Consider the following 24665-nt stretch of genomic DNA (forward strand, 5'->3'; position numbering starts at 1 on the left):
GTCAGTCATGCCTGTAAATTGCATATGCTGGCTTCATTTCCCGGTATTCTTTTCCCGGATACATTGTTCGCTGAACAAAATCAGAGTACCAGACGCCGTTCCCTCCATAGATGCAAGCGTGACCATAGGGGGGGTGCGCTGTGGGCTGGATCACCGCTACATCGCCCTCAACAGGCTCACCGTAAACCTGGTGGAAACCCGCCAGAATTAAATTGCTTTTCATATCCTTAGCATAATGCGTGTTCTGTAGATTAGCACCGCCGGCGCGAATGGATTTCGAAACAAATTCTGCACATCTTTTCTGGCTATACTGACCTGCATGCTGGCGAGCATGAACTGCGGCTTTATGGGCACTCCACATAATTTAATCCCTTATTGAATAAATGGTTAACAAGGGAAACATTACGCCGAAAAGGGATGAGTTTATGTAAATAATCATGAGCGGAATTTAACCACTATCAGACTGATAAATAATGGTTAACTCATCCATTAAACGTCTTTATGCGCACCCAGGTAAGGCAAAAAAGGATTAAAAAGAACCTGGCTTAAGGGGGAGGCATACGTAAATAATGTATTTGGTGCCTGGGTGTACTTTAGCTATCTTAAAAATAGGTATTTCCAATACAATTTTTATCATTGCCCGCCACCTTACCGCCTTTCTTATGAAATGCATTATTTATCAATGCATTGAACAAATCTAACCATCCCATCCGCATCCCGTCACAGGGTCTATGCTTAATGAAAGTAGCCAAAAAGGGCGGTTTAGCCCAAAGCCCCTGCTCGCAGGGGGTTGAAGTGATAATCGTTATCACTAACATGGTGTTATGCCCTGGTGGCTTATCAGATGAGGTGGACCTATGGAACTGCATTCAGAAACCTTCAATCCGGCCGATTTTGCCTGGCGTGGCTTAACGCTGACGCCCGCGGCGGCGGCGCATATTCATGAGCTGGTGGCAAAAAATCCCGACATCCTCGGCGTACGCTTAGGCGTTAAGCAGACTGGCTGCGCGGGATTTGGCTACGTGCTGGATACCGTAACCGAACCTGAAAAGGACGATCTGGTCTTTGAAACCGACGGTGCAAAGTTATACGTCGCACTACAGGCGATGCCGTTTATCGATGGAACCGAAGTCGACTACGTTCGGGAAGGTTTAAACCAGTTATTCAAATTTCATAACCCGAAAGCCCAGAACGAATGCGGCTGCGGCGAAAGCTTTGGGGTATAGGCGGTACTATGTCTCGTAATACTGAAGCAACGAGTGATGTAAACACCTGGAGCGGCGGACACCTCAACTATAAAGAGGGTTTCTTCACGCAGCTGCAAACCGATGAACTGGCGAAAGGCATCAACGAAGAGGTCGTGCGCGCCATTTCGGCGAAACGTAACGAGCCGGAGTGGATGCTGGAGTTTCGCCTGAGCGCATTCCGCGCGTGGCTGGAGATGGAAGAACCCCACTGGCTGAAAGCGCATTACGATAAGCTGAACTATCAGGATTATAGCTATTACTCTGCGCCCTCCTGCGGCAGCTGTGATGATACCTGCGCCTCGCAACCCGGTGCGGTACAGCAAACCGGTGCCGAGAACAGCTTCCTGAGTAAAGAGGTGGAAGAGGCGTTCAATCAGCTCGGCGTGCCCGTGCGCGAAGGCAAAGAGGTGGCGGTAGACGCCATTTTTGACTCCGTCTCGGTGGCAACCACCTACCGTGAAAAACTGGCGGAGCAGGGGATTATTTTCTGCTCCTTCGGGGAAGCCATTCACGATCACCCGGAGCTGGTGAAAAAGTACATTGGCACCGTGGTACCCAGTAACGATAACTTCTTCGCGGCACTGAATGCGGCGGTGGCGTCAGACGGTACCTTTATCTACGTGCCGAAAGGCGTGCGCTGCCCGATGGAGCTCTCGACCTATTTCCGCATCAACGCGGAAAAAACCGGCCAGTTTGAACGCACCATCCTGGTGGCCGATGAAGGCAGCTACGTTAGCTACATCGAAGGGTGCTCCGCTCCTGTGCGCGACAGCTACCAGCTGCACGCGGCGGTGGTGGAGGTCATCATCCATAAAGATGCGGAAGTGAAGTACTCTACGGTACAGAACTGGTTCCCGGGCGACGGTAACACCGGCGGTATTCTGAACTTCGTCACCAAGCGTGCGCTGTGCGAAGGCGAAAACAGCAAAATGTCCTGGACGCAGTCAGAAACCGGCTCCGCCATTACCTGGAAATACCCGAGCTGTATTCTGCGCGGCGACAACTCCATCGGTGAGTTTTACTCCGTGGCGCTGACCAGCGGTCATCAGCAGGCCGATACCGGCACCAAGATGATCCACATCGGTAAAAACACCAAATCGACCATCATCTCCAAAGGGATCTCTGCCGGTCACAGCCAGAACAGCTATCGCGGGCTGGTGAAAATCATGCCGACGGCAACCAACGCGCGTAACTTCACCCAGTGTGACTCCATGCTGATTGGCGCGGACTGCGGGGCGCATACCTTCCCATATGTCGAATGCCGCAATAACAGCGCCCAGCTTGAGCATGAGGCAACTACGTCACGTATTGGTGAAGATCAGCTTTTCTACTGCCTGCAACGCGGGATCAGTGAAGAAGATGCGATTTCAATGATCGTTAACGGCTTCTGTAAGGACGTGTTCTCTGAACTGCCGCTGGAATTTGCCGTTGAAGCCCAGAAACTCCTCGCCATTAGTCTTGAACACAGCGTCGGTTAAGGAAAGCACATGTTAAGCATTAAAGATTTACAGGTTAGCGTGGAAGAGAAAGAGATCCTGCGTGGCCTCAATTTTGACGTCAAACCGGGTGAAGTTCACGCCATCATGGGGCCAAACGGCTCCGGGAAAAGTACGCTTTCAGCGACGCTGGCAGGACGCGAAGATTATGAAGTTACCAGCGGCTCCGTTGAGTTTAACGGCAAAGATCTGCTGGAGATGTCGCCGGAAGAGCGTGCCGGCGAGGGCATCTTTATGGCCTTCCAGTATCCGGTGGAAATTCCGGGCGTCAGCAACCAGTTCTTTCTGCAAACCGCGCTGAACGCGGTGCGCAAGTATCGCGGCCTTGAGGCGCTGGATCGCTTTGACTTCCAGGATCTGATGGAAGAGAAGATCAAGCTGCTGAAAATGCCGGAAGATCTGCTGACCCGCTCGGTAAACGTGGGTTTCTCCGGCGGTGAGAAGAAACGTAACGATATTCTGCAAATGGCGGTTCTGGAGCCAGCGCTGTGCATTCTCGATGAGACCGATTCAGGGCTGGATATCGATGCCCTGAAGATCGTTGCCGACGGGGTGAACTCCCTGCGTGATGGCAACCGCTCATTTATCATCGTGACACATTACCAGCGAATTCTGGACTACATCAAGCCGGACTATGTCCACGTGCTTTACCAGGGACGCATTGTGAAATCCGGTGACTTTACGCTGGTTAAACAACTGGAGGAGCAGGGTTATGGCTGGCTTACCGAACAGCAGTAATGCACTTCAGCAGTGGCACCGGCTGTTTGAAGCGCAGGCTGGAGCGCGCTCTGAACAGGCTCAGCACCATCTCCAGCAGATGCTGCGTCTCGGTTTACCGACGCGTAAACATGAGAACTGGAAATATACCCCGCTGGATGGCCTGCTGAACGGCGAGTTTGTCACCCGTCTGGCGCAGGTCAGCCCCGATCAGCGCGACATGCTGGCGCTGAGCGTGGATGCCGTGCGTCTGGTGTTTGTCGACGGTCTGTTCCGTGCGGAGCTGAGCGACAGCGTGCAGGAGAGCGGGTTCGATATCGTCATTAACGATGAACGTCAGTCGCTGAACGCGCCTGTTCAGCCTGAAGTCTTCCTGCACCTGACAGAGAGCCTGTCACAATCTGTCACCCATATTCGCGTTAAGCGTAACCAGCGCCCGGCGAAACCGCTGCTGCTGATGCATATCACCCAGGGCGTTGCGGGTGATGAGATTAACACCGCCCACTATCGCCACCATCTTGAGCTGGCAGAAGGGGCGGAGGCGACGGTGATCGAGCATTACGTCAGCCTTAACGACACCCGTCATTTTACCGGTTCGCGTCTGACGATGAACGTGGCGGCCAATGCCCAACTGCACCACATCAAGCTGGCGTTTGAGAATCCGCTCAGTCACCACTTCGCCCACAACGATATTCTGCTGGGCCAGGATGCCGCGGCGTACAGCCACAGTTTTCTGCTTGGCGGCGCGGTGCTGCGCCACAATACCAGCACCCAGCTGAACGGTGAAAACACTACGTTGCGTATTAACAGCCTGGCGATGCCGGTGAAGTCAGAAGTGTGCGACACGCGCACCTGGCTTGAGCATAACAAAGGCTACTGCAACAGCCGTCAGCTGCACAAAACCATCGTCAGCGACAAAGGACGTGCGGTGTTCAACGGCCTGATCAACGTGGCGCAGCACGCCATCAAAACTGACGGGCAGATGACCAACAACAACCTCTTGCTGGGACGTCTGGCAGAGGTGGACACCAAACCACAGCTGGAAATCTATGCGGACGACGTGAAATGCAGTCACGGCGCGACGGTCGGGCGTATTGACGATGAGCAGATGTTCTACTTGCGCTCGCGCGGGATAGACCAGCAGGCCGCGCAAAAGATGATTATTTACGCCTTTGCGGCTGAGCTGACGGAAGCGCTGCCCGATGGCGGACTTAAACAGCAGGTGCTGGCCCGTATCGGTCAGCGACTGCCTGGAGGCGAAGCATGACATTTCCCGTAGAGAAAGTCCGGGCAGATTTTCCGGTACTGACCCGTGAAGTGAACGGTCTGCCGCTGGCCTATCTCGACAGTGCGGCCAGCGCGCAAAAACCAAATCAGGTGGTGGATGCGGAAGCCGAGTTTTACCGCCACGGTTATGCGGCGGTACATCGCGGGATCCACACCCTGAGCGCCGAGGCGACCCAGCGCATGGAAAACGTGCGCACGCAGGTTGCAGCCTTCCTCAACGCGCGTTCGCCGGAAGAGCTGGTGTTCGTGCGCGGCACCACCGAAGGGATCAACCTGGTGGCTAACAGCTGGGGTAATGCGCAGGTGCACGCGGGGGATAACATCATCATCACCCAGATGGAGCACCACGCCAACATCGTGCCCTGGCAGATGCTCTGCGAGCGTGTGGGGGCGCAACTGCGGGTGATCCCCCTGAATGAAGACGGCACGCTCCAGCTGGAAAAGCTGGACGCTCTGCTGGACGACAGAACGCGGCTTGTGGCGGTGACCCACGTTTCAAACGTGCTGGGCACGGAAAATCCGGTGGCGCTGATCGTCGACAAAGCCCATCAGGCCGGTGCGAAAGTGTTGATTGATGGTGCCCAGGCGGTGATGCACCATGCGGTTGACGTTCAGGCCCTGGACTGCGATTTCTACGTCTTCTCCGGGCACAAGCTGTATGGCCCGACGGGCATCGGCGTGTTGTATGTGAAAGAGGACATTCTCCAGGCCATGCCGCCGTGGGAAGGGGGCGGGTCCATGATCGCCACCGTCAGCCTGACGGACGGCACAACATACGCCCGTGCGCCCTGGCGCTTCGAGGCGGGTACGCCCAACACGGGCGGGATCATCGGGCTGGGCGCGGCCATTAGCTACGTCTCTGAAACGGGGCTGGCGGCGATTCAGGAGTACGAACAACAGCTGATGCATTATGCCTTGCAGGAGCTGGCCAGCGTCCCGGAACTGACCTTATATGGTCCTGCTGACCGTCTGGGTGTGATAGCCTTCAACCTCGGCAAGCATCACGCCTATGATGTAGGCAGTTTCCTTGATAATTACGGCGTCGCTGTGCGTACCGGGCATCACTGCGCGATGCCGCTGATGGCGTATTATGAGGTACCGGCCATGTGCCGCGCATCGCTGGTGATGTACAACACAACGGAAGAGGTCGACAGACTGGTGGCGGGATTAAAACGTATTCACCAGCTGCTTGGCTAACGGAGAGGCGAGAGATGGCAGATTTGCCGGACAGAGATAAATTGCTGCGCAACTTTGGGCGTTGCGCGAACTGGGAAGAGAAATACCTTTATATCATCGAACTGGGTCAGCGCCTGCCGCCGCTCAGCGAAGAGGCGCATAACCCGGACAACATCATTCAGGGCTGCCAGAGCCAGGTCTGGATCCAGATGCAGCAGACGGATGATGGCGTAATCGATTTACAGGGTGACAGCGATGCCGCCATTGTGAAGGGGCTTATTGCCGTCGTATTTATTCTTTATCACCAGATGTCGGCGCAGGATATTGTCGCCTTTGACGTTCGCCCGTGGTTTGAAAAAATGGCCTTAACCCAACACCTCACCCCGTCCCGATCCCAGGGACTGGAAGCGATGATCCGCGCCATACGCGCCAAAGCCGCAATCCTTAGCTAAACTGACAGAACAGCATTCATTCTGTTTCGCGGGGTGGTTTCCACCTCGCTGGTTTTTCAGCTTTCTGACGTTTGGTCAGTGAATAAGGAATCTCAGCATGAAGCGCGCGTCTCTAATAACTCTATTACTCCTTGGTTCGCTCAGTGCTGTTAATTCAGCCAGGGCGGTTGATTATCCTTTACCGCCCGCAGGCAGCCGCCTGATTGGGCAAAACCAGACATACACCATTCAGGAAGGGGACAATAAACTTCAGTCTATCGCTCGTCGGTTTAATACCGCCGCACAGCTCATCCTTGAAACCAATAATACCATTGCACCGGTGAATCCTGCGCCAGGAACGGTCATTACGATCCCTTCCCAGATGCTACTGCCGGACACCGAGCGTGAGGGCATTGTGGTGAATCTGGCGGAGCTGCGTCTTTACTTCTATCCGCCAGGCGAAAATATCGTGCAGGTCTATCCGCTGGGTATTGGTCAGCTTGGGCTGGAAACACCGGTTAGCACCACCCGTGTGAGTCAGAAAATCCCTAACCCTACCTGGACCCCCACAGCGGGCATCAGAGCGCGCTCACTGGCCCAGGGAATTAAACTGCCGCCTGTGGTACCCGCAGGGCCAAATAACCCGCTGGGGCGCTTTGCGCTTCGTCTGGGTATCGGGAATGGGGAATATCTTATTCATGGCACCAGCGCGCCGGACAGCGTAGGGCTGCGGGTCAGCTCGGGCTGTATGCGGATGAACGCGCCGGATATCAAAGCGTTGTTTGAGCAAGTTCGCGTCGGCACGCGGGTGCAGATTATCAATGAGCCGGTGAAGTTCTCCGTCGAGCCGGACGGCAAACGTTATATCGAAGTGCACAGGCCGTTGGCGCAGGCTGAGGGCGAAAACCCACAGACGGTGCCGTTCACGCACTCGGCGGCGTTTACCGCTTTTGCAGCGGAGTCAGGTAGCGATAAAACGCTTATCGATAAAGCCCTGGCGCGCAGAGCCGGGATCCCGGTTGCCGTTTCAACAGGCAATGGTTCGTCAGCCAGCAATTCTGTCCTGTCGGTTCAGAATAGTCGTGTCTCAGCGGCGGTGGCGGAAGACGAGGGAGAGAAAGCGCTTCAGTAGAGGTTTGACTAAGGCAAAAAAAATGGCGCACAATGTGCGCCATTTTATTAACAGGTACTATTACTTACGGTATTTAGTAGCCTGGTTGTCCAGACGCTGGTTAGCGCGAGCTGCGTCGTCTTTAGCAGCCTGAACGTCGGAACGCATTGCGTTCACGTCGTTGCTCAGCTGGTCAACTTTAGCGTTCAGAGTCTGAACGTCAGAAGACAGCTGATCGATTTTAGCGTTGCTGGAGCAACCTGCCAGCAGAGTAGAACCCAGGATTACCGCGCCCAGTACCAGTTTAGTACGATTCATTATTAATACCCTCTAGATTGAGTTAATCTCCATGTAGCGTTACAAGTATTACACAAAGTTTTTTGGGTTGAGAATATTTTTTTGATGGGATTACGCCTATTTTTGATCGTTCGCTCAAAGAAGCAACGAAATCGGCAATTTTGACGAAAAAGCTATGTTAAAAAAGGCATTTTTCATCGGATTCATCTTAGATAAATCGCGATTAAATAGAAAAACCCGATTTGCTTTTTGAATAGTTCTGGTTAAAGGCGGGAATAAAAAAAGCGCCCCGAAGGACGCTTTTTAACAAAACAATAATTTGTTCGTGAAATATTACAGCACGTGGACAGATGCCGTGTTGGTGGTGCCGCTTGGAACCAGCGCGCCAGAAACCATAACCACCACGTCGCCTTTCTGAGCCAGGCCACAATCAACCAGTTCCAGAGCCACTTCTTTACCCAGACGATAGAAATCATCGGTAGAGGCAATCTCTTTCACCAGGTGTGGGATCACGCCTTTGCTCAGCACCAGCTGACGCGCGGTGGTTTCGTTGGTGGTCAGCGCCAGAATGGTCGCATCCGGGAAGTATTTACGCACGGCACGCGCAGATTTACCGCCCTGGGTCGCCACGACAATCAGCGGGGCTTCCAGTTTCTCGGCGGTTTCTACCGCACCACGGCACACGGCTTCGGTGATGCGCAGTTTACGGCTGTCGTTGTTGTAATCCAGACGGCTTTTCATCACGCGGTCGGTACGCTCACAGATGGTCGCCATGATGCTGACCGCTTCCAGAGGGTATTTCCCTTTTGCAGATTCGCCAGACAGCATAACGGCATCGGTACCGTCGAGGATGGCGTTCGCAACGTCGCCTGCTTCAGCGCGGGTAGGGCGTGGGTTTTTGATCATGGAGTCCAGCATCTGCGTTGCGGTGATAACCACTTTACGCGCGCGAACACATTTCTCGATCATCATCTTCTGCGCGAAGATCACTTCTTCAACCGGGATTTCAACGCCCAGGTCGCCACGCGCTACCATGATACCGTCAGACGCTTCGAGGATTTCGTCGAAGTTGTTCAGGCCTTCCTGGTTTTCGATCTTGGAGATGATCTGGATGTTCTCGCCGCCGTGCGCTTTCAGGTGCTCACGGATCTCAACCACGTCAGAACGTTTACGGATAAAGGAGGCAGCAACGAAGTCCACGCCTTGTTCGCAGCCGAAGATCAGGTCTTGTTTGTCTTTTTCAGCCAGCGCTGGCAGAGCAATGGACACACCCGGCAGGTTGACGCCTTTGTTTTCGCCCAGATCGCCGTTGTTCAGCACTTTACAGATAACTTTGTTACCTTCGATAGCGGTCACTTCCATGCCGATCAGGCCGTCATCTACCAGCACGGTGTTGCCAACAGACAGGTCGCTGGTGAAGCCTTCGTAGGTCACGGCAACGATTTCGTTATTACCCACAACGGATTTGTCGGTGGTGAAGGTGAAGGTCTGGCCCGCTTTCAGGGAAACGTCGTTACCGCCTTCCAGTTTGATAGTGCGGATTTCAGGACCTTTGGTGTCGAGCAGGATTGCCGCTTTTTTCCCGGTCTTGCTCATCACGTTGCGCAAGTTCTGGATACGCTGGCCGTGTTCAGCATAGTCGCCGTGGGAGAAGTTCAGACGCATCACGTTCATGCCGGCATCCAGCATTTTGCTCAGCATCTCTTCGGATTCGGTTTTCGGGCCGATAGTACAAACAATTTTCGTCTTTTTCATGACAGTCTTAGTCTTTAAGTTGGGAAGGATATGGAAATCTCGCTCCGGGGGCGCACCGCCGCGGAGTCAAACCTGTGTTGCGAAAGAGTATATGACACGCACTAAGAATAGGTGACATCAAATGAGCGTGCAGAAGAAAGTGTGCCTGAGTGCCAGCCCAACGAAGGAGAGGAGAAGTTGTACGTTGTTTTTTGTATTCCAAGCGCTGAAACCATTCACCAGGGATTTGGCGCGCATTATACGCTGATTTACAGTAAAAAGGAAAATGGAAACAGCGTTTCAAAAACAATCTGTGCAGATTCACATAAGTTTGTTATCAAGGCGTTAAGGCCTAATGTCATCTTATGACAGCAGGCGCAACGCCCGCCGTTTTTTGCTCACTTTTTCAGCGCTTGTTTAAGGTCGGCGATCAGATCCTTCGCATCTTCAATCCCCACCGACAGGCGGATAAGCTGCGGCAGAATGCCGTTTGCAAGACGCTGCGCCAGTGGAATGGAGGCGTGGGTCATGCTGTAGGGCTGGCTCACCAGACTCTCCACACCGCCAAGGCTTTCCGCCAGGGTAAAGAGCGTAAGATGACGGATCACCTCTGTCGCGCGCTGCGCATCGCCTTTAATCACAACGGAGATCATGCCGCCCGGCAGCGCCATTTGTCTGCGGGCCAGCGCATACTGGGGATGTGACGCCAGCCCGGGATAGAACACGCTGTCTACCTGCGGATGCTGCTCCAGCCATTGCGCAATCGCCAGCGCATTGGCGCTGTGCTTCTCAACGCGCAGTGAGAGGGTGCGAATGCCCCGCAGCGTCAGGAAGCTGCTGAACGGATCCAGAACGCCGCCAATCGCGTTTTGCAGATAGCCCAGACGCTCCGCCAGATCCTTATTCGCCCCCACAACAGCCAGCCCGGCAACCACGTCTGAATGACCGTTGAGATATTTGGTGGCGGAGTGGACCACTATGTCGAACCCCGCCTCCAGCGGCCGGTGAATGACCGGGGAGGCGAAGGTATTATCCGCCACGCTGATCGCATTATGGCGCCGGGCAATGTCCGCGATGGCCTCCAGGTCGGCCAGTTTCAGCAGCGGGTTCGTTGGCGTTTCCACCCAGATCATGCGCGTGTCCGGGCGAATGGCGCCCTCAAGTCCGGCTACATCGTCCGGCTTAACCCAGCTCACCTGTAACCCGGTGCTGCGCTTGCGCACGTTTTCGATCAGGCGATACGTACCGCCATACACGTCGTCAATGGCGACGATATGGCTGTCTTTATCCAGCAGTTCGAGCACGGTGGAAATGGCCGCCAGCCCTGACGCGAAGGCGTACCCGCGCGTGCCGCCTTCCAGTTCGGCGATGGCGGTCTCCAGCGCGTGGCGGGTTGGGTTGCCGCTCCGGGAGTATTCGTAGCCGGTATGTTCACCCGGTGCCGGTTGCGCAAACGTCGACGTGGCGTAAATTGGCGGCATCACGGCGCCGTGCGGGTCGTGATACTCACCGCTGTGAACGCTGAGGGTGGCCAGGTTTTTCATCTTTTGCTCCTTTTATTTTGTCAGGCGGTTACGCCAGGCGGTGAGTACGTCACTGCGTGTGATCAAACCCAGAAAGCGGTTTTCGTCATAAATAATCGCCACCAGGCCACGGTCAAAGATGGCGTACAGGGCGCTCTCCGGGGCCTGCTTATCCAGATATTCAACCTGACGCGTCATGGCCGCCGTCACGGGGAGGGAGAAGCGATCGGCATCTCCCCCGATGTGTCGCAGCAGGTCCCACTCGTCGATGATGCCGACGACCTTGTCGTTATCGAGCACCGGCAGCTGGGAGATGTCGTACAGGCGCATGCGGGCCAGCACGGTGGAAAGCGTGTCGTCCGGGGCGGCAGTGACCGTCGCGCCTTCATCGTGGCGCAGGGCAATATAGTCCGAGAGATCGCCTGCCTGCGGACGCGAAATCAGCCCCTGCTGGCGCATCCAGTCGTCGTTGAACATCTTCGAGAGGTATTTATTGCCGCTGTCGCAGGCGAAGGTGACCACACGTTTTGGCGTAGTCTGCGCCTGGCAATATTTCAGCGCTGCCGCCAGCAGCGTGCCGGTGGAGGATCCTGCCAGGATCCCTTCCGTTTTTAGCAGATCGCGGGCGGTGGTGAACGCCTCGCGATCGGTAATGCGCCAGGCGCGGTTAACCCCCTCGATGTGCGCCAGCGGAGGAATAAAGTCTTCGCCAATCCCCTCAACCAGCCACGAGCCGGCATCGTGATGGCGTCCGGTCTCAACCTGGTCCGCCAGTACCGACCCGGCCGGATCGGCAAGCACAAATTCCGTCTGCGGCGAATGTTCTGCAAACCACGCCTGTAAGCCGCCCAGCGTACCGCCGGACCCCACGCCGACGACGATGGCATCGATCTGGCCGTCAAGCTGTTCAAACAGTTCCGGTGCGGTAGTGGTGCGATGCGCCAGCGGATTGGCCGCGTTACTGAACTGGTCGATATAAAACGCGCCTGGCAGTTCGTTCGCCAGCCGCCGGGCATAATCCTGATAATAGGCCGGATGCCCTTTGTTCACATCCGAGCGGGTCAGCACGACCTGCGCCCCTAACGCGCGCAGGTGGAAAATCTTCTCGCGGCTCATTTTGTCCGGCACCACCAGGATCAGCGAGTAGCCCTTCTGCGCCGCAATCAACGCCAGCCCCAGGCCGGTGTTCCCCGCCGTAGCTTCAATAATGGTGCCGCCGGGCCTTAGCTGGCCCGTACGCTCGGCTTCGTTAATCATCGACAGCGCGACGCGGTCTTTAATCGAGCCGCCGGGATTCTGGTTTTCCAGCTTCAGAAACAGCGAGCAGGGGCCGGTGTCCAGCTTGTGCAGCTGGATGAGCGGCGTACGGCCAATCAGTTCGGTGACGGAGTGGTAAAGCGTCATGGTCATGTCCTGTGAAGAGGTGATGACCGGATGATAGAACCATGAAATTTTCTCAATAAAGAACGTTTCACCAAGTTTAAGAACAGAAAGGAATAATCCTTGTGTTTTCAGATGGAAAGACAGCAAGACGTAAAGTTGTCCGGATGTGAGGATGGCTAAATCCGCATAAAGTGCTGCAAAATTAACCGATTTCGCCGGGTGAGTGTGACCTGATATGCAAATGGCAGATAATTATTGCTGATATTCATCTAAATGCTTTTTCACCCGCCAGTTCGCTGTTTATTCCGCAGAATTATAAGAAATTCTTTTTTGGTCATTTAAAAGCTGATAACGGCTGTTTACTATCTTTTGGACATCCATACTGCTAAACCGCTATATGCGTAACGGATAACGAATAAGAATGATCGTACTCAGCAATATTTCGAAGGTCTTTGACAACGGGAAGCTGGCGCTGACAGCCGTTGATAACGTCAACTTGACGATAGAGCAGGGACAGATTTACGGGATCATCGGTTACAGCGGGGCCGGGAAAAGTACACTGATCCGTCTGCTGAACGGTCTGGAAAAGCCCAGCGCCGGCAGCGTCACCATTAACGGTCAGGATATCTCCGCCGCGAAGGGAGAAGCGCTGCGTCAGGCACGCCTGAAAATCAGCATGGTGTTCCAGCACTTTAATCTGCTCTGGTCGCGCACGGTGAAGGAAAACATCGCCTTTTCAATGCAAATTGCCGGTGTGCCAAAAGCGCAAATTCAGGCTCGCGTTGCCGAGCTGGTGGAGCTGGTCGGCCTGAAGGGACGGGAGAATGCTTACCCGTCGCAGCTGAGCGGCGGGCAAAAACAGCGTGTGGGCATTGCCCGCGCGCTGGCCAATCATCCGGACGTACTGCTGTGTGATGAAGCCACCTCGGCGTTGGATCCACAAACCACCGATCAGATCCTCGATCTGCTGCTGGATATTAACCGTCGGTTCAAGCTGACCATCGTGCTGATCACGCACGAGATGCACGTGGTGCGCAAAATCTGCGACCGCGTGGCGGTGATGGAGAACGGTAAAGTGGTGGAAGAGGGCGACGTGTTGAGCGTCTTTACCCATCCGCAGCAGCCGATTACGCAGCAGTTTGTCCGTCAGGTGAGCCAGTATGCTGAAGAAGAAACCTTCAATACCGAACTGGCAAACGATCTGGAAGGTACGGTTATCAGGCTGACCTTTACCGGGCACAGCACGCATAAACCGATTGTGGGCGAACTGACGCTGCGCTACGGCCTGCCGTTTAACATCCTGCACGGAAAAATGACCCAAACCGCTCACGGCGTGTTTGGTCAACTCTGGGTGCACGTCGTGGCATCTGATGAACAACTGAACAATATCCTCGCCGACCTGCAGCACAGCGATATTGAAGGCGAGGTGATTAAACATGGCTGAGAATCTCTTTCCGCATCTCAAGTGGGATCAGCTCTGGGCGGCGACGCTGGAGACGCTGTACATGACCGCGCTTTCCGGCGTGGCGACCTTTGTATTAGGCATCGTGCTGGGTCTGGCGCTGTTTTTAACTGCCCGCGGCGGGTTATTCCACAACCGCACGGTCTACAGCGTGATGTCGATTGTGGTGAACGTGTTCCGCTCGATTCCGTTCATCATTCTCATCGTTCTGCTGATCCCGTTCACCAAGACCGTTGTGGGGACCATTCTCGGCGCTAACGCTGCGCTGCCCGCCCTGATTGTGGGCGCGGCGCCGTTCTACGCCCGTCTGGTCGAGATTGCCCTGCGAGAAGTGGACAAAGGGGTCATTGAGGCCACGCGTTCGATGGGCGCGCGGCTGAGCACGTTAGTGTTTCGGGTTTTACTGCCGGAATCCTCACCCGCACTGGTTTCAGGTATGACGGTGACGCTGATTGCGCTGGTGAGCTACAGCGCAATGGCAGGGGTGATAGGTGCCGGCGGTTTGGGAAATCTGGCTTATCTGGAAGGATTCCAGCGCAACCATGGTGACGTCACGCTGGTGGCAACGGTGACCATTCTGATCATCGTGTTCATTATCCAGTTCTGCGGCGATGCCATTACTTCACTGTTAGATAAACGCTAATAAATACACACAGGAACCACATCATGAAAAAGACACTGACACTGATCGCCGCCGCAACCCTGAGCGCCCTGAGCTTTGCCTCCTGGGCGGATACGCTCACCGTGGGGGCGTCCAACACCCCGCACGCGGAAATTCTGGAGCAGGCTAAGCCGATTCTGGCGAAGCAGGGGATCGATCTGGAGATTAAACCCTTCCAGGACTACATACTGCCAAACACGGCGCTGGCGGGGCATGACATTGACGCCAACTATTTCCAGCACATCCCTTACCTGAACAGCGTGCTGAAAGATCACGCGGGCGATAAGGATTATGATTTTGTCAGTGCGGGCGCAATCCACATTGAGCCGATCGGTATCTATTCAAAAAAATACAAATCGCTGAAGGATCTGCCGGAGGGCGGCAAAATCATCATGCGTGATGCGGTTTCCGAGGAAGGGCGTATTCTCTCCATCTTCGAAAAAGAGGGCGTGATCAAGCTGAAGCCGGGCATCGATAAAGTGACCGCGCGCATCAGCGATATCGTGGAGAACCCGAAAAAGCTGCAATTTACCCCTAACGTCGAAGCGTCTCTGCTGCCGCAGATGTACAACAACGACGAAGGTGCTGCGGTGGTGATCAACGCCAACTACGCGATTGATGCTGGCCTGGATCCGGTCCACGATCCAATTGCGGTTGAAAGCGGTGAGAATAACCCGTACGCCAACATCATTACCGTTCATCGCGGTGACGAGAAGAAGAAGGATATCGTCGCGCTGGTGAACGTGCTGCACTCCAAAGAGATTCAGGACTGGATCCGCACCAAATACAAAGGCGCAGTCATCCCGGTTAACAACTAATCGACTGATTTTCCAGACGAAGCCCGGCGAACAACACGCCGGGCTTCTTTTTTGTATCCAGCCGACGAATGATTTAAGCTGACGGTTTAGGGCAACGGAGTGATGGCAATGGGCAATGTGACCAAAGACGAAGCGCTGTACCAGGAGATGTGTCGGGTGGTAGGCAAGGTCGTTCTCGAAATGCGTGATTTAGGGCAGGAGCCGAAACATATTGTCATTGCGGGCGTACTGCGTACCGCGCTGGCGAACCAGCGCGTTAAGCGCAGTGAGTTGACCACCAAAGCGATGGAAACGGTGGTTAAAGCGCTGGCCGGCTAACGCGCCAGCGCTTCGCGAGCAGCTCAAGCGAGCAGCAGAGCAGGTAATAGATCACACCCGTAAAGATAAAAACGGCCGCCGGGTAAATTTGCACCCGGTTGTTGACCTGTCCCGCCACCGTGGTCAGTTCAGGAACGTTCACGATAAACGCCAACGACGTATCCTTCAGCAGGCTGATAAAAATCCCCACCAGCGACGGCAGAATATTTCTCAGCGCCTGCGGCAGCAGCACGCGCCACAGCGTTTGCTGCGTACTGAACCCTTGAGAAAGCGCGGCCTCATTCTGGCCCGACGGTAGGGCTCTCAGTCCGGCTAATACCGAATGCATCACCGCAGCCGCGGTAAACCAGGCCAGCGCCAGCGTGACGGTCGTCGCGCCAGGGAGATCCCTGCCGGTTATCAGCGGCAGCAGATACCACATCCAGAATATTACGAAGATCAGGGGGATCCCGCGAATCAACTCTGCCCACGCAAACAGCGCACTGCGCACCACGCCGGGATAGCGCCAGGCGACGCATGCCAGCACAATCCCGCCGGGCAGGGCAAGCGCGGCGGCGCCAGCGGCCATCAGCAGTGAGAGCAGTACGCCGCCGGGTTCTCCCGCAGTCGCACGTCCCCAAAGCAGATAATCCAGGTTTTCGACAATAACGTTAAATCCGGGGATCATGATTTTTCCTCCCTGAATGGGGGCCGAGGCGCACCAGCACGCTCCCCGTCACCATCCCGGTAAGTAAGTAGAGCACCGTACCGACGGTAAAGGCTTCCAGGGCATGGGCGTTGTAACTTTCTATCTGGCGAACCTGGTAGGTCAGTTCGGCGAAGCCAATTCCGCTCGCGAGCGAGGAGAGCTTCATCAGGTTAAGGTACTGGCCAACGACGGGTTGCCAGGCGTTAGCGAGTCCCTGTGGCAGAAGAATGTAGCGAAACAGACGCCATGAGGAAAATCCCTGGGCGAGCGCCGCCTCCCGTTGCCCGGCAGGTACGGAACGCAGCCCCGATTCGACTTCTTCAATTAAAAACGCTGAGGTAAATACGCCTAACCCCCAGGCGGAGCATAAAAATTCGGGCGTAAACCACCAGACGTCACCGGGCAAAATGGACCAGCTGTGGTCTGCATTCACCGCGTCACGCAGCTCCTGCGGCAACCCGTTCCAGGCGGCGAAATACCAGAACAGCAGCTGCACCAGCAGCGGCGTATTGCGAAACAGCGATACCCAGCCGCTGACGAACGACGTCCCGAGAAGTCCCCCGGAAAGCCGCAAAAGCATAAAGAACAAGGCGAGCAGGCTTGCCAGCATAATCCCCGCCAGCGTCACCCACAGAGTGGTGAGAAATCCGGAGAGGATCCAGTGCAGGGGCTGTCCGGCCAGCACCCCCTGCCAGTCCAGAGCGGGCATTACAGTTGCTCCTGACGCAGCGGATCCAGCACTTTTTGCAGGAACCGCCTCGCACGCGGATGCGACGGTTGGTTGAAAAATTGCGCCGGGGACGCGGTTTCCAGAATGTGTCCACCGTCGATAAAGACGATTCGACCGGCAATTTCCCGGGCGAACTGCATCTCATGGGTGACGACAATCATGGTGATCCCGCTGTGGGCAAGGGCTTTCATCACCAACAGCACTTCGCCAATCATCTCCGGGTCGAGTGCCGACGTTGGCTCGTCAAAGAGAATGATTTGCGGCGACGAGGCCAGAGCGCGGGCAATCGCCACGCGCTGCTGTTGTCCGCCGGAAAGTTCAGCAGGGTAGCGGTGCGCCTTCTCCAGCATGCCGACCTTCTCCAGCAGCGCCAGCGCGCGCTCCTGGGCGGGCAGGGGTTTCCAGCCGTGAACGTGCTCCAGTGCCAGGGTGATGTTCTGGCTGGCGGTAAGGTGGGCATAGAGATTGAACTGCTGGAATACAAACCCGACGCGGCTGCGTAACTGACGTAGCCTGCTGCCGGAAAGCTGTCCGGTCGGCTTGTGGTCGACCAGAATCTCCCCGCCGCTCAGGCTCTCAAGCTGGTTGATAAGCCGAATCAGGGTCGATTTTCCGGAACCCGAAGGGCCGAGAATGGCAACCACTTCACCCGGCATGATGGTGAGATTAATGTCGGTTAAAACCGGATGGTCGCCGTAGCGTTTGTCCACATGGCGAAACTCAACGCTGGCCTGTTCCAGACGTGAAAAATCCGCGGCATTGGCCGCGGAGTGCGAAAATAAACCTGAGAGCATATTACCGGGCTTCTATTTTAAAGTTACGAGGCTGTGGAGCAGGGGTGCCTGGACCGAACCAGACGTCATAGATTTTTGCCGCCTGGCCGTTTTTCTCCAGGTTAACCAGCTCATCGTTAACGGCTTTCAGCAGCGCCGTTTCACCCTTTTTCACCCCCACGCCAATCTCTTCTTTACTGAGCAGGTCGGGCAGGATTTTGAAGTCGGCTTTATCCGGCGCCTGCGCCAGCAGGCCAGCCAGAATGGTGCTGTCCTGGGTAATGGCCTGCACGTTGCCATTGCGCAGTGCCGTCAGCGCCAGCGGGATGTCATCGTAAGAGAGGACGCGGGACTGCGGAAAACGCTGGTGCAGCGCCTGTTCACCCGTCGTACCTTTTACGGCGCCAATGCGTGCCCGGCTATAGTCATCAAGCTTGTCCGGTGATTTTGCCGGGACCAGGAACTGCTGGCCGGTGACGAAGTAAGGCGTCGAGAAATCAATGACCTGTGCGCGTTCCGGGGTGATGGTGATATCCGCCACGATGAGATCCGCTTTTCCGGACTGTAGCAGCGGAATGCGGTTAGCCGGATTGGTGGCGACCAGTTCAAGCTTGACGCCGAGCGATTTCGCCAGCGCTTTGGCGAAGTCCACATCGTAACCCACGATCTCATGCGTTTTGGCATCAATCGAGCCAAAGGGTGGATTAGCATCAAACGTGGCAACTTTCACCACGCCTGCTGCCTTGATATCCGCCAGCCGATCGGCCTGCGCCTGCGCTGAAACCAGGCCCCAGGCAGCCACTAATCCCAGAACCTGCGCCCGTTTTTTAGACCCTTTCATTTTTGCAGCCATAGTCATACGCCATCCCGTTGTTTTTGTTTTACCCCGTTACGCTCCCATAAGGGAAAGCTATCGCCAAATAAGAAATCGTTCTTTGCTATGAGAAAAAAAGCATGAGTGAACAAGGTGTTAAAGAAGAGAGCAGACGGCGGGGCGCTATTTGCAGATCCTGCACATCGACAGTGGATTTTGATATTTCCCCCGGGCGCAATTTGGGTGTTTAACTGAGGACAGGTTAAGCGAGAAGGGTAATGACGATGAAAAAATGGATAAGCACGTTACGGCGGTTTTTTGCGCCCCGACCAGTGAATGCGGAGAACAGCGCGCAACGTGTTCTTGAGTCAATACTGCCTGTCGCCAGCCTGTATGGCGTGGACGTAGCCAACATCGACCCGGAGTGGTTCCATGATAAAACGTCACGCTGAACTGCGCCGGACGCGCGAAATGTACTGGAATGAGCTGTGCGTGGTGCCTGTAAAGCGGGGATGAAGGGAAAAATACCCAGGCTAATCCTCGGTAAATGATGGCCGTTTTGTTACCACTATCTCCTTTCACAGATGGAGATAATAATGAAACGGACAGTATTAACCCCCGCGCTTTCTGCCACCGCACTTCTGCTTACCATGCAGGCGGCACACGCTGGACCACAGGCACATGTTGTATGCAGTTATTCCCACACCCTCGGCGATGATGCCATTATGATGTTCGGCATGCCCAACGAGGCTATGCTGCACGATTTTTTTGGTAACGTGCATACGGATGCTTACTCCAGCCGTGAATCGCTGCGTACCCAGGAAAAGACCACCTGCGATAACAAAGCAGACAGCTCGGCCTACTGGGCTCCGTCGCTAAAATTGCCGGACGGAACGGTGGTCAAACCCGCCTATCAAAAAACCTATTATCAAGCATCGAACGTTGACGCCTGGCCGCTGCACCCGTTCCCGGCGGGGCTGTCGCTGCTGGCGGGCGATCACCACGGCACCGCGCCAAATCTGCATATCACCTTTTTATGCGCCAATGGCAAGGGTTACACCACCAGAACGGGTGAAGTCTGCGGCTTACGCAAGGCGAAGGATGCCGTGCAGTTTAATATCGGCATTCAGTTCCCGAACTGCTGGGACGGGGTCAACCTGAAGCCCGCCCACGGCCTGGCTAACGCCACCTACGATACGAAAGGACAGTGTCCGTCCGCCTTCCCGGTGAAGATCCCGACGGTGAACATGAATATTGCGTACGTGCTCCCGACAATTAGCTCTCTGGATACCAGTAAAGTCCAGCTTTCCCTCGACCCCATCATGCATGGCAGTGAGCGTGAAGAGCGGTGGGGTAGCCTGTATACGGCACATGCTGACTTCATGAACGGCTGGACGGAAGATGCCGCGCGCTTTATGACCGACCTGTGCATGAACCGCGGAATGGATTGCGGCACCACCGTGCCGTATGGTTATTCAAAAGCGAAGGCCAACGTCTGGCTCAGCAGCATAGAACCCGCACTTTCACAGCCCGATCCCCAGGTCTTACTGGCGCAGGATAACTGGAAGAACGGTGGACGCACGAAAAACAGCGAAACATTGTCGCTGGTGAAGTTCCACATTCCACCGCTGCCTGCCGGACAGGATCCTGCCCAGTTTAAATACCGCGTAAGAATTTTTGGCGGGAAAGTGGAAACCAACGGCGCGGATCAAATTTTCTTCTATCCGGCGAGTAACGACTGGGATCCGGCCACCGTAAGCTGGCATTCACGGCCGTCCTGCAACTACCGCTCGGATGCGGTGCTTTACCTGAACCACTCCCGCGAATACCGGATGGTGGACGTGGATAAAGCGGTGCGTAAGGCGCTGGCAGAAGGGAAAACCGAAATTTCGTGGTATATCGGCGGCGATCGTCAGGGAAATCACTATCAGTTTGAGACGGGCTCATCTCCCCAAAGCCTGATCCTGATGCTGACCGGGTTTAGCAAAACGCCGGAGATCTGATATTGGGTAGCAAAAGGCATTCATAAAAAAGCACCGGGGAGCCCGGTGCTTTTTCTTCAGATCTTGCAGGCATCGCCGCAGTCGTCATCGGCGACAATCGCCTGGGCTTTTTTATCCGCATCGTCGAGACGTTCCGCGTTGCGCTCTTCTGCTTCATCCAGCCCGTTAAAGACTAAGTTATCGAGATCAATTTCCATGTGCCACCTGCGTTATTCAGTTTTTGATACTGGCACAGTATAAGTCAAAAAAAGCGGGCCAGGCACCCCTCAGCACATATGGATAATCCCTGCCATACTCAGTGCTTTATTGCTGAGGAAAGCCGATGATTACACTCTGTAAAACCTGCGGTACCGCTTACGATGAACAGCCCAAAAACTGCCCGATTTGCGACGATGAGCGCCAGTATGTCCCGGTGACGGGCCAGGCATGGACGGACTTCGACAGCCTCACGACCACGCACACCAACAAATGGCAACAGCTGGAGCCGCAGCTGTTCAGCATCAAAACCGTTCCCGCTTTTGCCATCAACCAGCGCGCGCTTCTGCTGCGTACGCCACAGGGCAATGTTCTGTGGGACTGCATCGCCAATCTTGACCCGGCGACCAGAGCGTTAGTTGACGCGCTCGGGGGCATCAGCGCGATCGCGATTTCGCACCCGCATTACTACACCACCATGCAGGAATGGGCCGCCGCGTTTAACGCGCCGATCTACCTGCACGCCAGCGATCGGCAGTGGGTGATGCGTGACAGCCCGGCGATACGCTTCTGGGAGGAGGACGCCCTGGAGATTATGCCTTTGGTGACTCTGCTGCGGCTGGGCGGGCATTTTGCAGGCGGCACGGTGCTGCACTGGCAGTCAGGCGACGGCGTGCTGCTGGCCGGTGATATTTTGCAGGTTACACCCGGGAAAGACGCCGTGTCGTTTATGTGGAGTTATCCGAATATGCTGCCGCTGCCTGCCCGCACCGTTGAGTCGGTGATCGGCCGACTGACCGGGAAAACGTACCAGCGCCTGTACGGGGCCTTTGAAGGGCAGAACATCCCGGTGAACGCAGATGAGATCGTGCAGCGGTCGGGCCAGAAATATATTGCTTGTCTCCGCTAAGACGCGGTGGTTAAATTTTACGAGTGTGATCGCGATCATACCTAAACTAAAACAGATAAAAGAGAAATGGCTATGCAACATATCATTGAAGGTTTTCTCAGCTTTCAAAAAGAGATTTTCCCGCAACGTAAAGAGCTTTTTCGTAGTTTAGCGTCCAGTCAGAATCCCAAAGCGCTGTTTATCTCCTGCTCCGACAGCCGTCTGGTTCCGGAACTGGTTACGCAACAGGAGCCAGGACAGCTCTTTGTCATTCGAAACGCGGGCAACATTGTGCCTCCGTTCGGGCCGGAGCCTGGCGGTGTCTCTGCGACCATCGAATATGCGGTAGTGGCCCTGGGCGTGACCGATATCGTTATTTGCGGCCACTCCAACTGCGGCGCGATGAAGGCGATTGCTGACAACGCCGATCTGGAGCCGATGCCGGCCGTTTCCCACTGGCTGCGCTATTCTGATGCGGCAAAAGCGGTGGTGGAGAAGAAAACCTGGGATAAGCCAATCGATAAAGTGAATGCGATGGTGCAGGAAAACGTCTTTGCGCAGCTGAGCAACATCAAGACCCATCCGTCGGTGGCGGTAGGCCTGCGCAACAATGCCATTCGCCTGCACGGCTGGGTATATGACATCGAAAGCGGCAAAATCCTTGCCCTGGACAAGAACACTAAATCGTTCGTGTCGTTGTCGGAAAACCCGGAAGTCTTCTTCGAGTAATCCGACACCGCAGGGCAGGGAAGCCCTGTTAAAACTCCATGTAAGGTAACTTCCTTCGCACGCCCGACGCAGGTTTTCCAGCTGCTTCCGCCATCGCTTTACCAATTTCAGCGCACTCAGACAAACCCTGAACAAACGGATGATCGTGCATCAGCCAGGGGATCGCCCCAAAAGCGATACGCCCCCGCAGTGATGCCGGCGCCAGCAACGTATAGTCTTCTCCCACGTCCGGAACGTCATCGCCGGTTCCCGCAAGCTGTTTACGCAGGGTGGGGAAGGGAATGTCCTTGTTTCTGAGCGGCTTTTGTCCGCGCGCGTCGATAAACACGTCGAAGCGGTAACTTTTTTTTGCCGTGGTGATGACGGTCTGATCGCTGCCGATATCCAGATCGTAATCATCACCGAGTGCGACCACGCTAATGATCCCTGCCTCGCGCAGCGCCAGTAACCGGCGGATAGACTGCGGTGGAATGGCGGCATAATTATCGATAAACACACGCTCCAGCCCGGATTTAAACCGCTCTCTGTCATGCTCATTGAGTGAAGGGACGATGGCCTGTACCACTTCATGCAGACGAAGCACGGTATAGCGCCAGGCAACGGTGCGTTTTTCGCGCTTGTTGCGCTCCACTTCTTTCAGATTCGCTTCGGCCCAGGTGAAAGGACCGTGCTTTTTACGATCCTCAAACCAGGCATCACGGAGCGTGTCGGCATTCAGCGTGCCGAGCGCTATCGCCTGACACCATCGCGGATCGGCCAGCTCAAGCTCTTTCACCATCAGCGCAAAGATGCGGTCAAGCAGCCCATCCGGGCCTTTGTCGATTTCGCTTGCCACCACACAATCCGTTAACACCGACAGTGGTTCATAAGGGATAGGGCAGTAAAAATCGGCCTCCGGCAGAACGCCCGTGCGGGACATCAGCATGATTTTTAGCCCTTCGCTGCCTTTATTGACAACGAACTGCTTCCCGCTAAACCGGCCATGCTGCATCACAACCGCCATTGCAGCGTCCAGCCCGCTGAGGGAGGTACCCATGATCCCCACCTCACAGGCTCGGACCTCCGCGTCCATCAGCCCTGACCATGGGCTTGGGAAATATGCGCGGGTGGTTTCATCTTCATCAGGCCAGACGTGGCCGGTGGCAACAACCGCAAGATCAAACCGCCTTGAGAAAGGGGCATTGTTTACTGAAAGGGCCACGCCGTCTGCATCAGCCTTAATATCAGTGACTTCTGCGTTGGGGTGAACCTCGATATGAAACCCAGCCTTTTTCGCCTCGGCAGCGACAGCGAGAAACCGGTCGTGGAAATATTCACCCAGCAGAATACGGGGCAGAAATTGCCGGTCGTGCAGCTTCTCACTGTCGACGTTATAGCGGGCAAGGCGGGCCGCATTCTGCTGTTTGAGCCAGTCCAGGTAAGTGATGAAAATGGGCGGTATTTCAATACTGGCGATGTTCGCCAGCATCAGCCGGGAATTATCCTCGTCGCTGTAGGGCATTCCGACACCGGGTTGGTCTGCCTTTTCGAAAACGGTGATCGAAAGCGGCGCTGCGTTGTTAAGAAGTGAGTAAAAGGTGTAAATCCCTGTTGGGCCTGAGCCGATAATGGCGATTTTTTTCATCGAAAGCGTTCCTGCGTTTCTGAACCATACAACAAGCGTAGCAGGAGAAAGGCTAAGTCATTCAATGAAGGGAGAAATTAAGACGTTTAGAAGAGGGGATGTTGCGCCCCTTCCTGAATTTATGGGAAATTCAATTCAATTGACCCTGCTGATTAGATATAATTCTGCCTGATTTTCTGAAAGGAATAACTGTTTGGTCCCAGGTTTATCGATTATCTGTATGTGATAGGGGTTAAAAAAAGAGATAGGATATTTAAATATATAGTGGGGCCAATATTATCCTTATTTTTTATAACTGTGAGTGATGGGATAGTCCGTGGCTGGACTATTCCATCACCTCGATAAAGTAACAAAATAATCTGGTAGCCAACCTTTGAGCAACTTTTTGTCAGGCTCACAAAAAGCGCGCAAGGGCATTTCGGCAGGCCGCTACGCGGCGTTCTTTTTTATTCTTATTGGTGGAATATTCTTAAGGAAAGTCCAATTGTAGATCTTTGATCTGAAAAGTTGATTTAAAATGGACATTTGCTCTAATATGGCTTTGTAAAGAAACGTCACT

At 54.9% G+C, this 24665-nt stretch carries 26 protein-coding genes; 15 read left to right on the forward strand and 11 right to left on the reverse strand.

The genetic code is table 11. The annotated features are described in order from the left end of the window. Nucleotide 1 precedes the first annotated feature (1 nt). Complete coding sequence (locus tag DD597_RS03600; RefSeq protein WP_129255958.1) at nucleotides 2-361, reverse strand: CHAP domain-containing protein; 360 nt, start codon at nucleotides 359-361, stop codon at nucleotides 2-4. 496 nt (nucleotides 362-857) lie between these two features. Between DD597_RS03600 and sufA the strand changes: the two genes are divergently transcribed. From sufA to DD597_RS03640, 7 genes are all read left to right on the forward strand, one after another. Next, complete coding sequence (gene sufA, locus DD597_RS03610; protein WP_003857741.1) at nucleotides 858-1226, forward strand: Fe-S cluster assembly scaffold SufA; 369 nt, start codon at nucleotides 858-860, stop codon at nucleotides 1224-1226. Nucleotides 1227-1234: 8 nt separating this feature from the next. Further along, nucleotides 1235-2725: a Fe-S cluster assembly protein SufB gene (gene sufB, locus DD597_RS03615; RefSeq protein WP_003857739.1), complete on the forward strand. Its 1491-nt coding sequence runs from the start codon at nucleotides 1235-1237 to the stop codon at nucleotides 2723-2725. Between the two features lie 9 nt (nucleotides 2726-2734). Further along, nucleotides 2735-3481: a Fe-S cluster assembly ATPase SufC gene (sufC, locus tag DD597_RS03620; protein WP_003857736.1), complete on the forward strand. Its 747-nt coding sequence runs from the start codon at nucleotides 2735-2737 to the stop codon at nucleotides 3479-3481. Then, complete coding sequence (gene sufD, locus DD597_RS03625) at nucleotides 3456-4727, forward strand: Fe-S cluster assembly protein SufD (RefSeq protein WP_022650922.1); 1272 nt, start codon at nucleotides 3456-3458, stop codon at nucleotides 4725-4727. The genes sufC and sufD overlap by 26 nt, the downstream gene beginning before the upstream one ends. Next, on the forward strand, nucleotides 4724-5944 hold the full coding sequence (gene sufS / locus DD597_RS03630) for a cysteine desulfurase SufS (protein WP_129255959.1): 1221 nt from the start codon (nucleotides 4724-4726) through the stop codon (nucleotides 5942-5944). The genes sufD and sufS overlap by 4 nt, the downstream gene beginning before the upstream one ends. A 14-nt stretch (nucleotides 5945-5958) precedes the next feature. After that, nucleotides 5959-6375 (forward strand): cysteine desulfuration protein SufE, encoded by a 417-nt coding sequence (gene sufE, locus DD597_RS03635; RefSeq protein WP_003857730.1) that lies wholly within the window; start codon nucleotides 5959-5961, stop codon nucleotides 6373-6375. Between the two features lie 97 nt (nucleotides 6376-6472). Next, nucleotides 6473-7486: a L,D-transpeptidase family protein gene (locus DD597_RS03640; RefSeq protein ID WP_022650923.1), complete on the forward strand. Its 1014-nt coding sequence runs from the start codon at nucleotides 6473-6475 to the stop codon at nucleotides 7484-7486. A gap of 60 nt (nucleotides 7487-7546) precedes the next feature. Here the strand turns inward: DD597_RS03640 and lpp are convergent, their stop codons facing one another. From lpp to DD597_RS03660, 4 genes are all read right to left on the reverse strand, one after another. Then, the gene (gene lpp / locus DD597_RS03645) at nucleotides 7547-7783 is read right to left on the reverse strand and encodes a murein lipoprotein Lpp (protein WP_001082307.1); all 237 of its coding nucleotides are present in this window, start codon (nucleotides 7781-7783) and stop codon (nucleotides 7547-7549) included. 312 nt (nucleotides 7784-8095) lie between these two features. Then, the gene (gene pykF / locus DD597_RS03650) at nucleotides 8096-9517 is read right to left on the reverse strand and encodes a pyruvate kinase PykF (RefSeq protein WP_003857687.1); all 1422 of its coding nucleotides are present in this window, start codon (nucleotides 9515-9517) and stop codon (nucleotides 8096-8098) included. Nucleotides 9518-9894: 377 nt separating this feature from the next. Continuing rightward, nucleotides 9895-11040 (reverse strand): PLP-dependent aspartate aminotransferase family protein, encoded by a 1146-nt coding sequence (locus tag DD597_RS03655; protein WP_129255960.1) that lies wholly within the window; start codon nucleotides 11038-11040, stop codon nucleotides 9895-9897. Nucleotides 11041-11052: 12 nt separating this feature from the next. Further along, nucleotides 11053-12423, reverse strand: a complete 1371-nt coding sequence (locus DD597_RS03660) for a cystathionine beta-synthase (RefSeq protein ID WP_063855506.1) — start codon at nucleotides 12421-12423, stop codon at nucleotides 11053-11055. Between the two features lie 400 nt (nucleotides 12424-12823). Here DD597_RS03660 and DD597_RS03665 point away from each other — a divergent pair, with 400 nt between their 5' ends. From DD597_RS03665 to fumD, 4 genes are all read left to right on the forward strand, one after another. Then, nucleotides 12824-13846, forward strand: coding sequence for a methionine ABC transporter ATP-binding protein (locus DD597_RS03665; RefSeq protein ID WP_045336581.1), 1023 nt, complete (start codon nucleotides 12824-12826; stop codon nucleotides 13844-13846). Further along, nucleotides 13839-14507, forward strand: a complete 669-nt coding sequence (locus DD597_RS03670) for a methionine ABC transporter permease (RefSeq protein WP_023324531.1) — start codon at nucleotides 13839-13841, stop codon at nucleotides 14505-14507. Before DD597_RS03665 ends, DD597_RS03670 begins: the two co-directional genes overlap by 8 nt. Before the next feature lie 23 nt (nucleotides 14508-14530). Beyond that, the gene (locus DD597_RS03675) at nucleotides 14531-15343 is read left to right on the forward strand and encodes a MetQ/NlpA family ABC transporter substrate-binding protein (protein WP_003857677.1); all 813 of its coding nucleotides are present in this window, start codon (nucleotides 14531-14533) and stop codon (nucleotides 15341-15343) included. A 108-nt stretch (nucleotides 15344-15451) separates the two neighbouring features. Next, entirely contained in the window at nucleotides 15452-15661 is a 210-nt protein-coding gene (gene fumD / locus DD597_RS03680; protein ID WP_003857676.1) for a fumarate hydratase FumD, read from the forward strand. Here the strand turns inward: fumD and DD597_RS03685 are convergent. From DD597_RS03685 to DD597_RS03700, 4 genes are read right to left on the reverse strand one after another with little or no spacing between them, the layout of a single operon-like run. Further along, on the reverse strand, nucleotides 15642-16328 hold the full coding sequence (locus DD597_RS03685; RefSeq protein WP_045332073.1) for an amino acid ABC transporter permease: 687 nt from the start codon (nucleotides 16326-16328) through the stop codon (nucleotides 15642-15644). The genes fumD and DD597_RS03685 overlap by 20 nt on opposite strands. Then, nucleotides 16312-17058, reverse strand: coding sequence for an amino acid ABC transporter permease (locus DD597_RS03690; protein WP_023324532.1), 747 nt, complete (start codon nucleotides 17056-17058; stop codon nucleotides 16312-16314). The genes DD597_RS03685 and DD597_RS03690 overlap by 17 nt, the downstream gene beginning before the upstream one ends. Next, on the reverse strand, nucleotides 17058-17873 hold the full coding sequence (locus tag DD597_RS03695; RefSeq protein ID WP_129255961.1) for an amino acid ABC transporter ATP-binding protein: 816 nt from the start codon (nucleotides 17871-17873) through the stop codon (nucleotides 17058-17060). The genes DD597_RS03690 and DD597_RS03695 overlap by 1 nt, the downstream gene beginning before the upstream one ends. A gap of 1 nt (nucleotide 17874) precedes the next feature. Continuing rightward, the gene (locus DD597_RS03700; RefSeq protein WP_129255962.1) at nucleotides 17875-18705 is read right to left on the reverse strand and encodes an ABC transporter substrate-binding protein; all 831 of its coding nucleotides are present in this window, start codon (nucleotides 18703-18705) and stop codon (nucleotides 17875-17877) included. Between the two features lie 245 nt (nucleotides 18706-18950). Between DD597_RS03700 and DD597_RS24810 the strand changes: the two genes are divergently transcribed. Together DD597_RS24810 and DD597_RS03705 are read left to right on the forward strand one after the other, a co-directional pair. Next, nucleotides 18951-19118, forward strand: coding sequence for a hypothetical protein (locus tag DD597_RS24810; protein ID WP_032653328.1), 168 nt, complete (start codon nucleotides 18951-18953; stop codon nucleotides 19116-19118). Between the two features lie 144 nt (nucleotides 19119-19262). Beyond that, nucleotides 19263-20669 (forward strand): DUF1996 domain-containing protein, encoded by a 1407-nt coding sequence (locus DD597_RS03705; RefSeq protein WP_063855509.1) that lies wholly within the window; start codon nucleotides 19263-19265, stop codon nucleotides 20667-20669. A gap of 56 nt (nucleotides 20670-20725) precedes the next feature. Here DD597_RS03705 and DD597_RS03710 read toward each other — a convergent pair whose 3' ends face one another. Beyond that, the gene (locus DD597_RS03710; RefSeq protein ID WP_003857665.1) at nucleotides 20726-20866 is read right to left on the reverse strand and encodes a hypothetical protein; all 141 of its coding nucleotides are present in this window, start codon (nucleotides 20864-20866) and stop codon (nucleotides 20726-20728) included. A 125-nt stretch (nucleotides 20867-20991) separates the two neighbouring features. Between DD597_RS03710 and DD597_RS03715 the strand changes: the two genes are divergently transcribed. Together DD597_RS03715 and DD597_RS03720 are read left to right on the forward strand one after the other, a co-directional pair. After that, complete coding sequence (locus DD597_RS03715; protein WP_003857664.1) at nucleotides 20992-21774, forward strand: MBL fold metallo-hydrolase; 783 nt, start codon at nucleotides 20992-20994, stop codon at nucleotides 21772-21774. 72 nt (nucleotides 21775-21846) lie between these two features. Then, the gene (locus tag DD597_RS03720; protein WP_003857662.1) at nucleotides 21847-22482 is read left to right on the forward strand and encodes a carbonic anhydrase; all 636 of its coding nucleotides are present in this window, start codon (nucleotides 21847-21849) and stop codon (nucleotides 22480-22482) included. Between the two features lie 28 nt (nucleotides 22483-22510). Here the strand turns inward: DD597_RS03720 and DD597_RS03725 are convergent, their stop codons facing one another. Then, a complete protein-coding gene (locus DD597_RS03725; RefSeq protein ID WP_109948833.1) occupies nucleotides 22511-24106 on the reverse strand; it encodes an FAD-NAD(P)-binding protein in 1596 nt (531 codons plus the stop codon). Nucleotides 24107-24665 lie beyond the last annotated feature (559 nt).

Origin of the sequence: Enterobacter cloacae complex sp. 677-3DZ2D5B (genome assembly GCF_004136695.1) — a bacterium.
Taxonomy (GTDB): Bacteria; Pseudomonadota; Gammaproteobacteria; order Enterobacterales; family Enterobacteriaceae; genus Enterobacter; species Enterobacter hormaechei_C.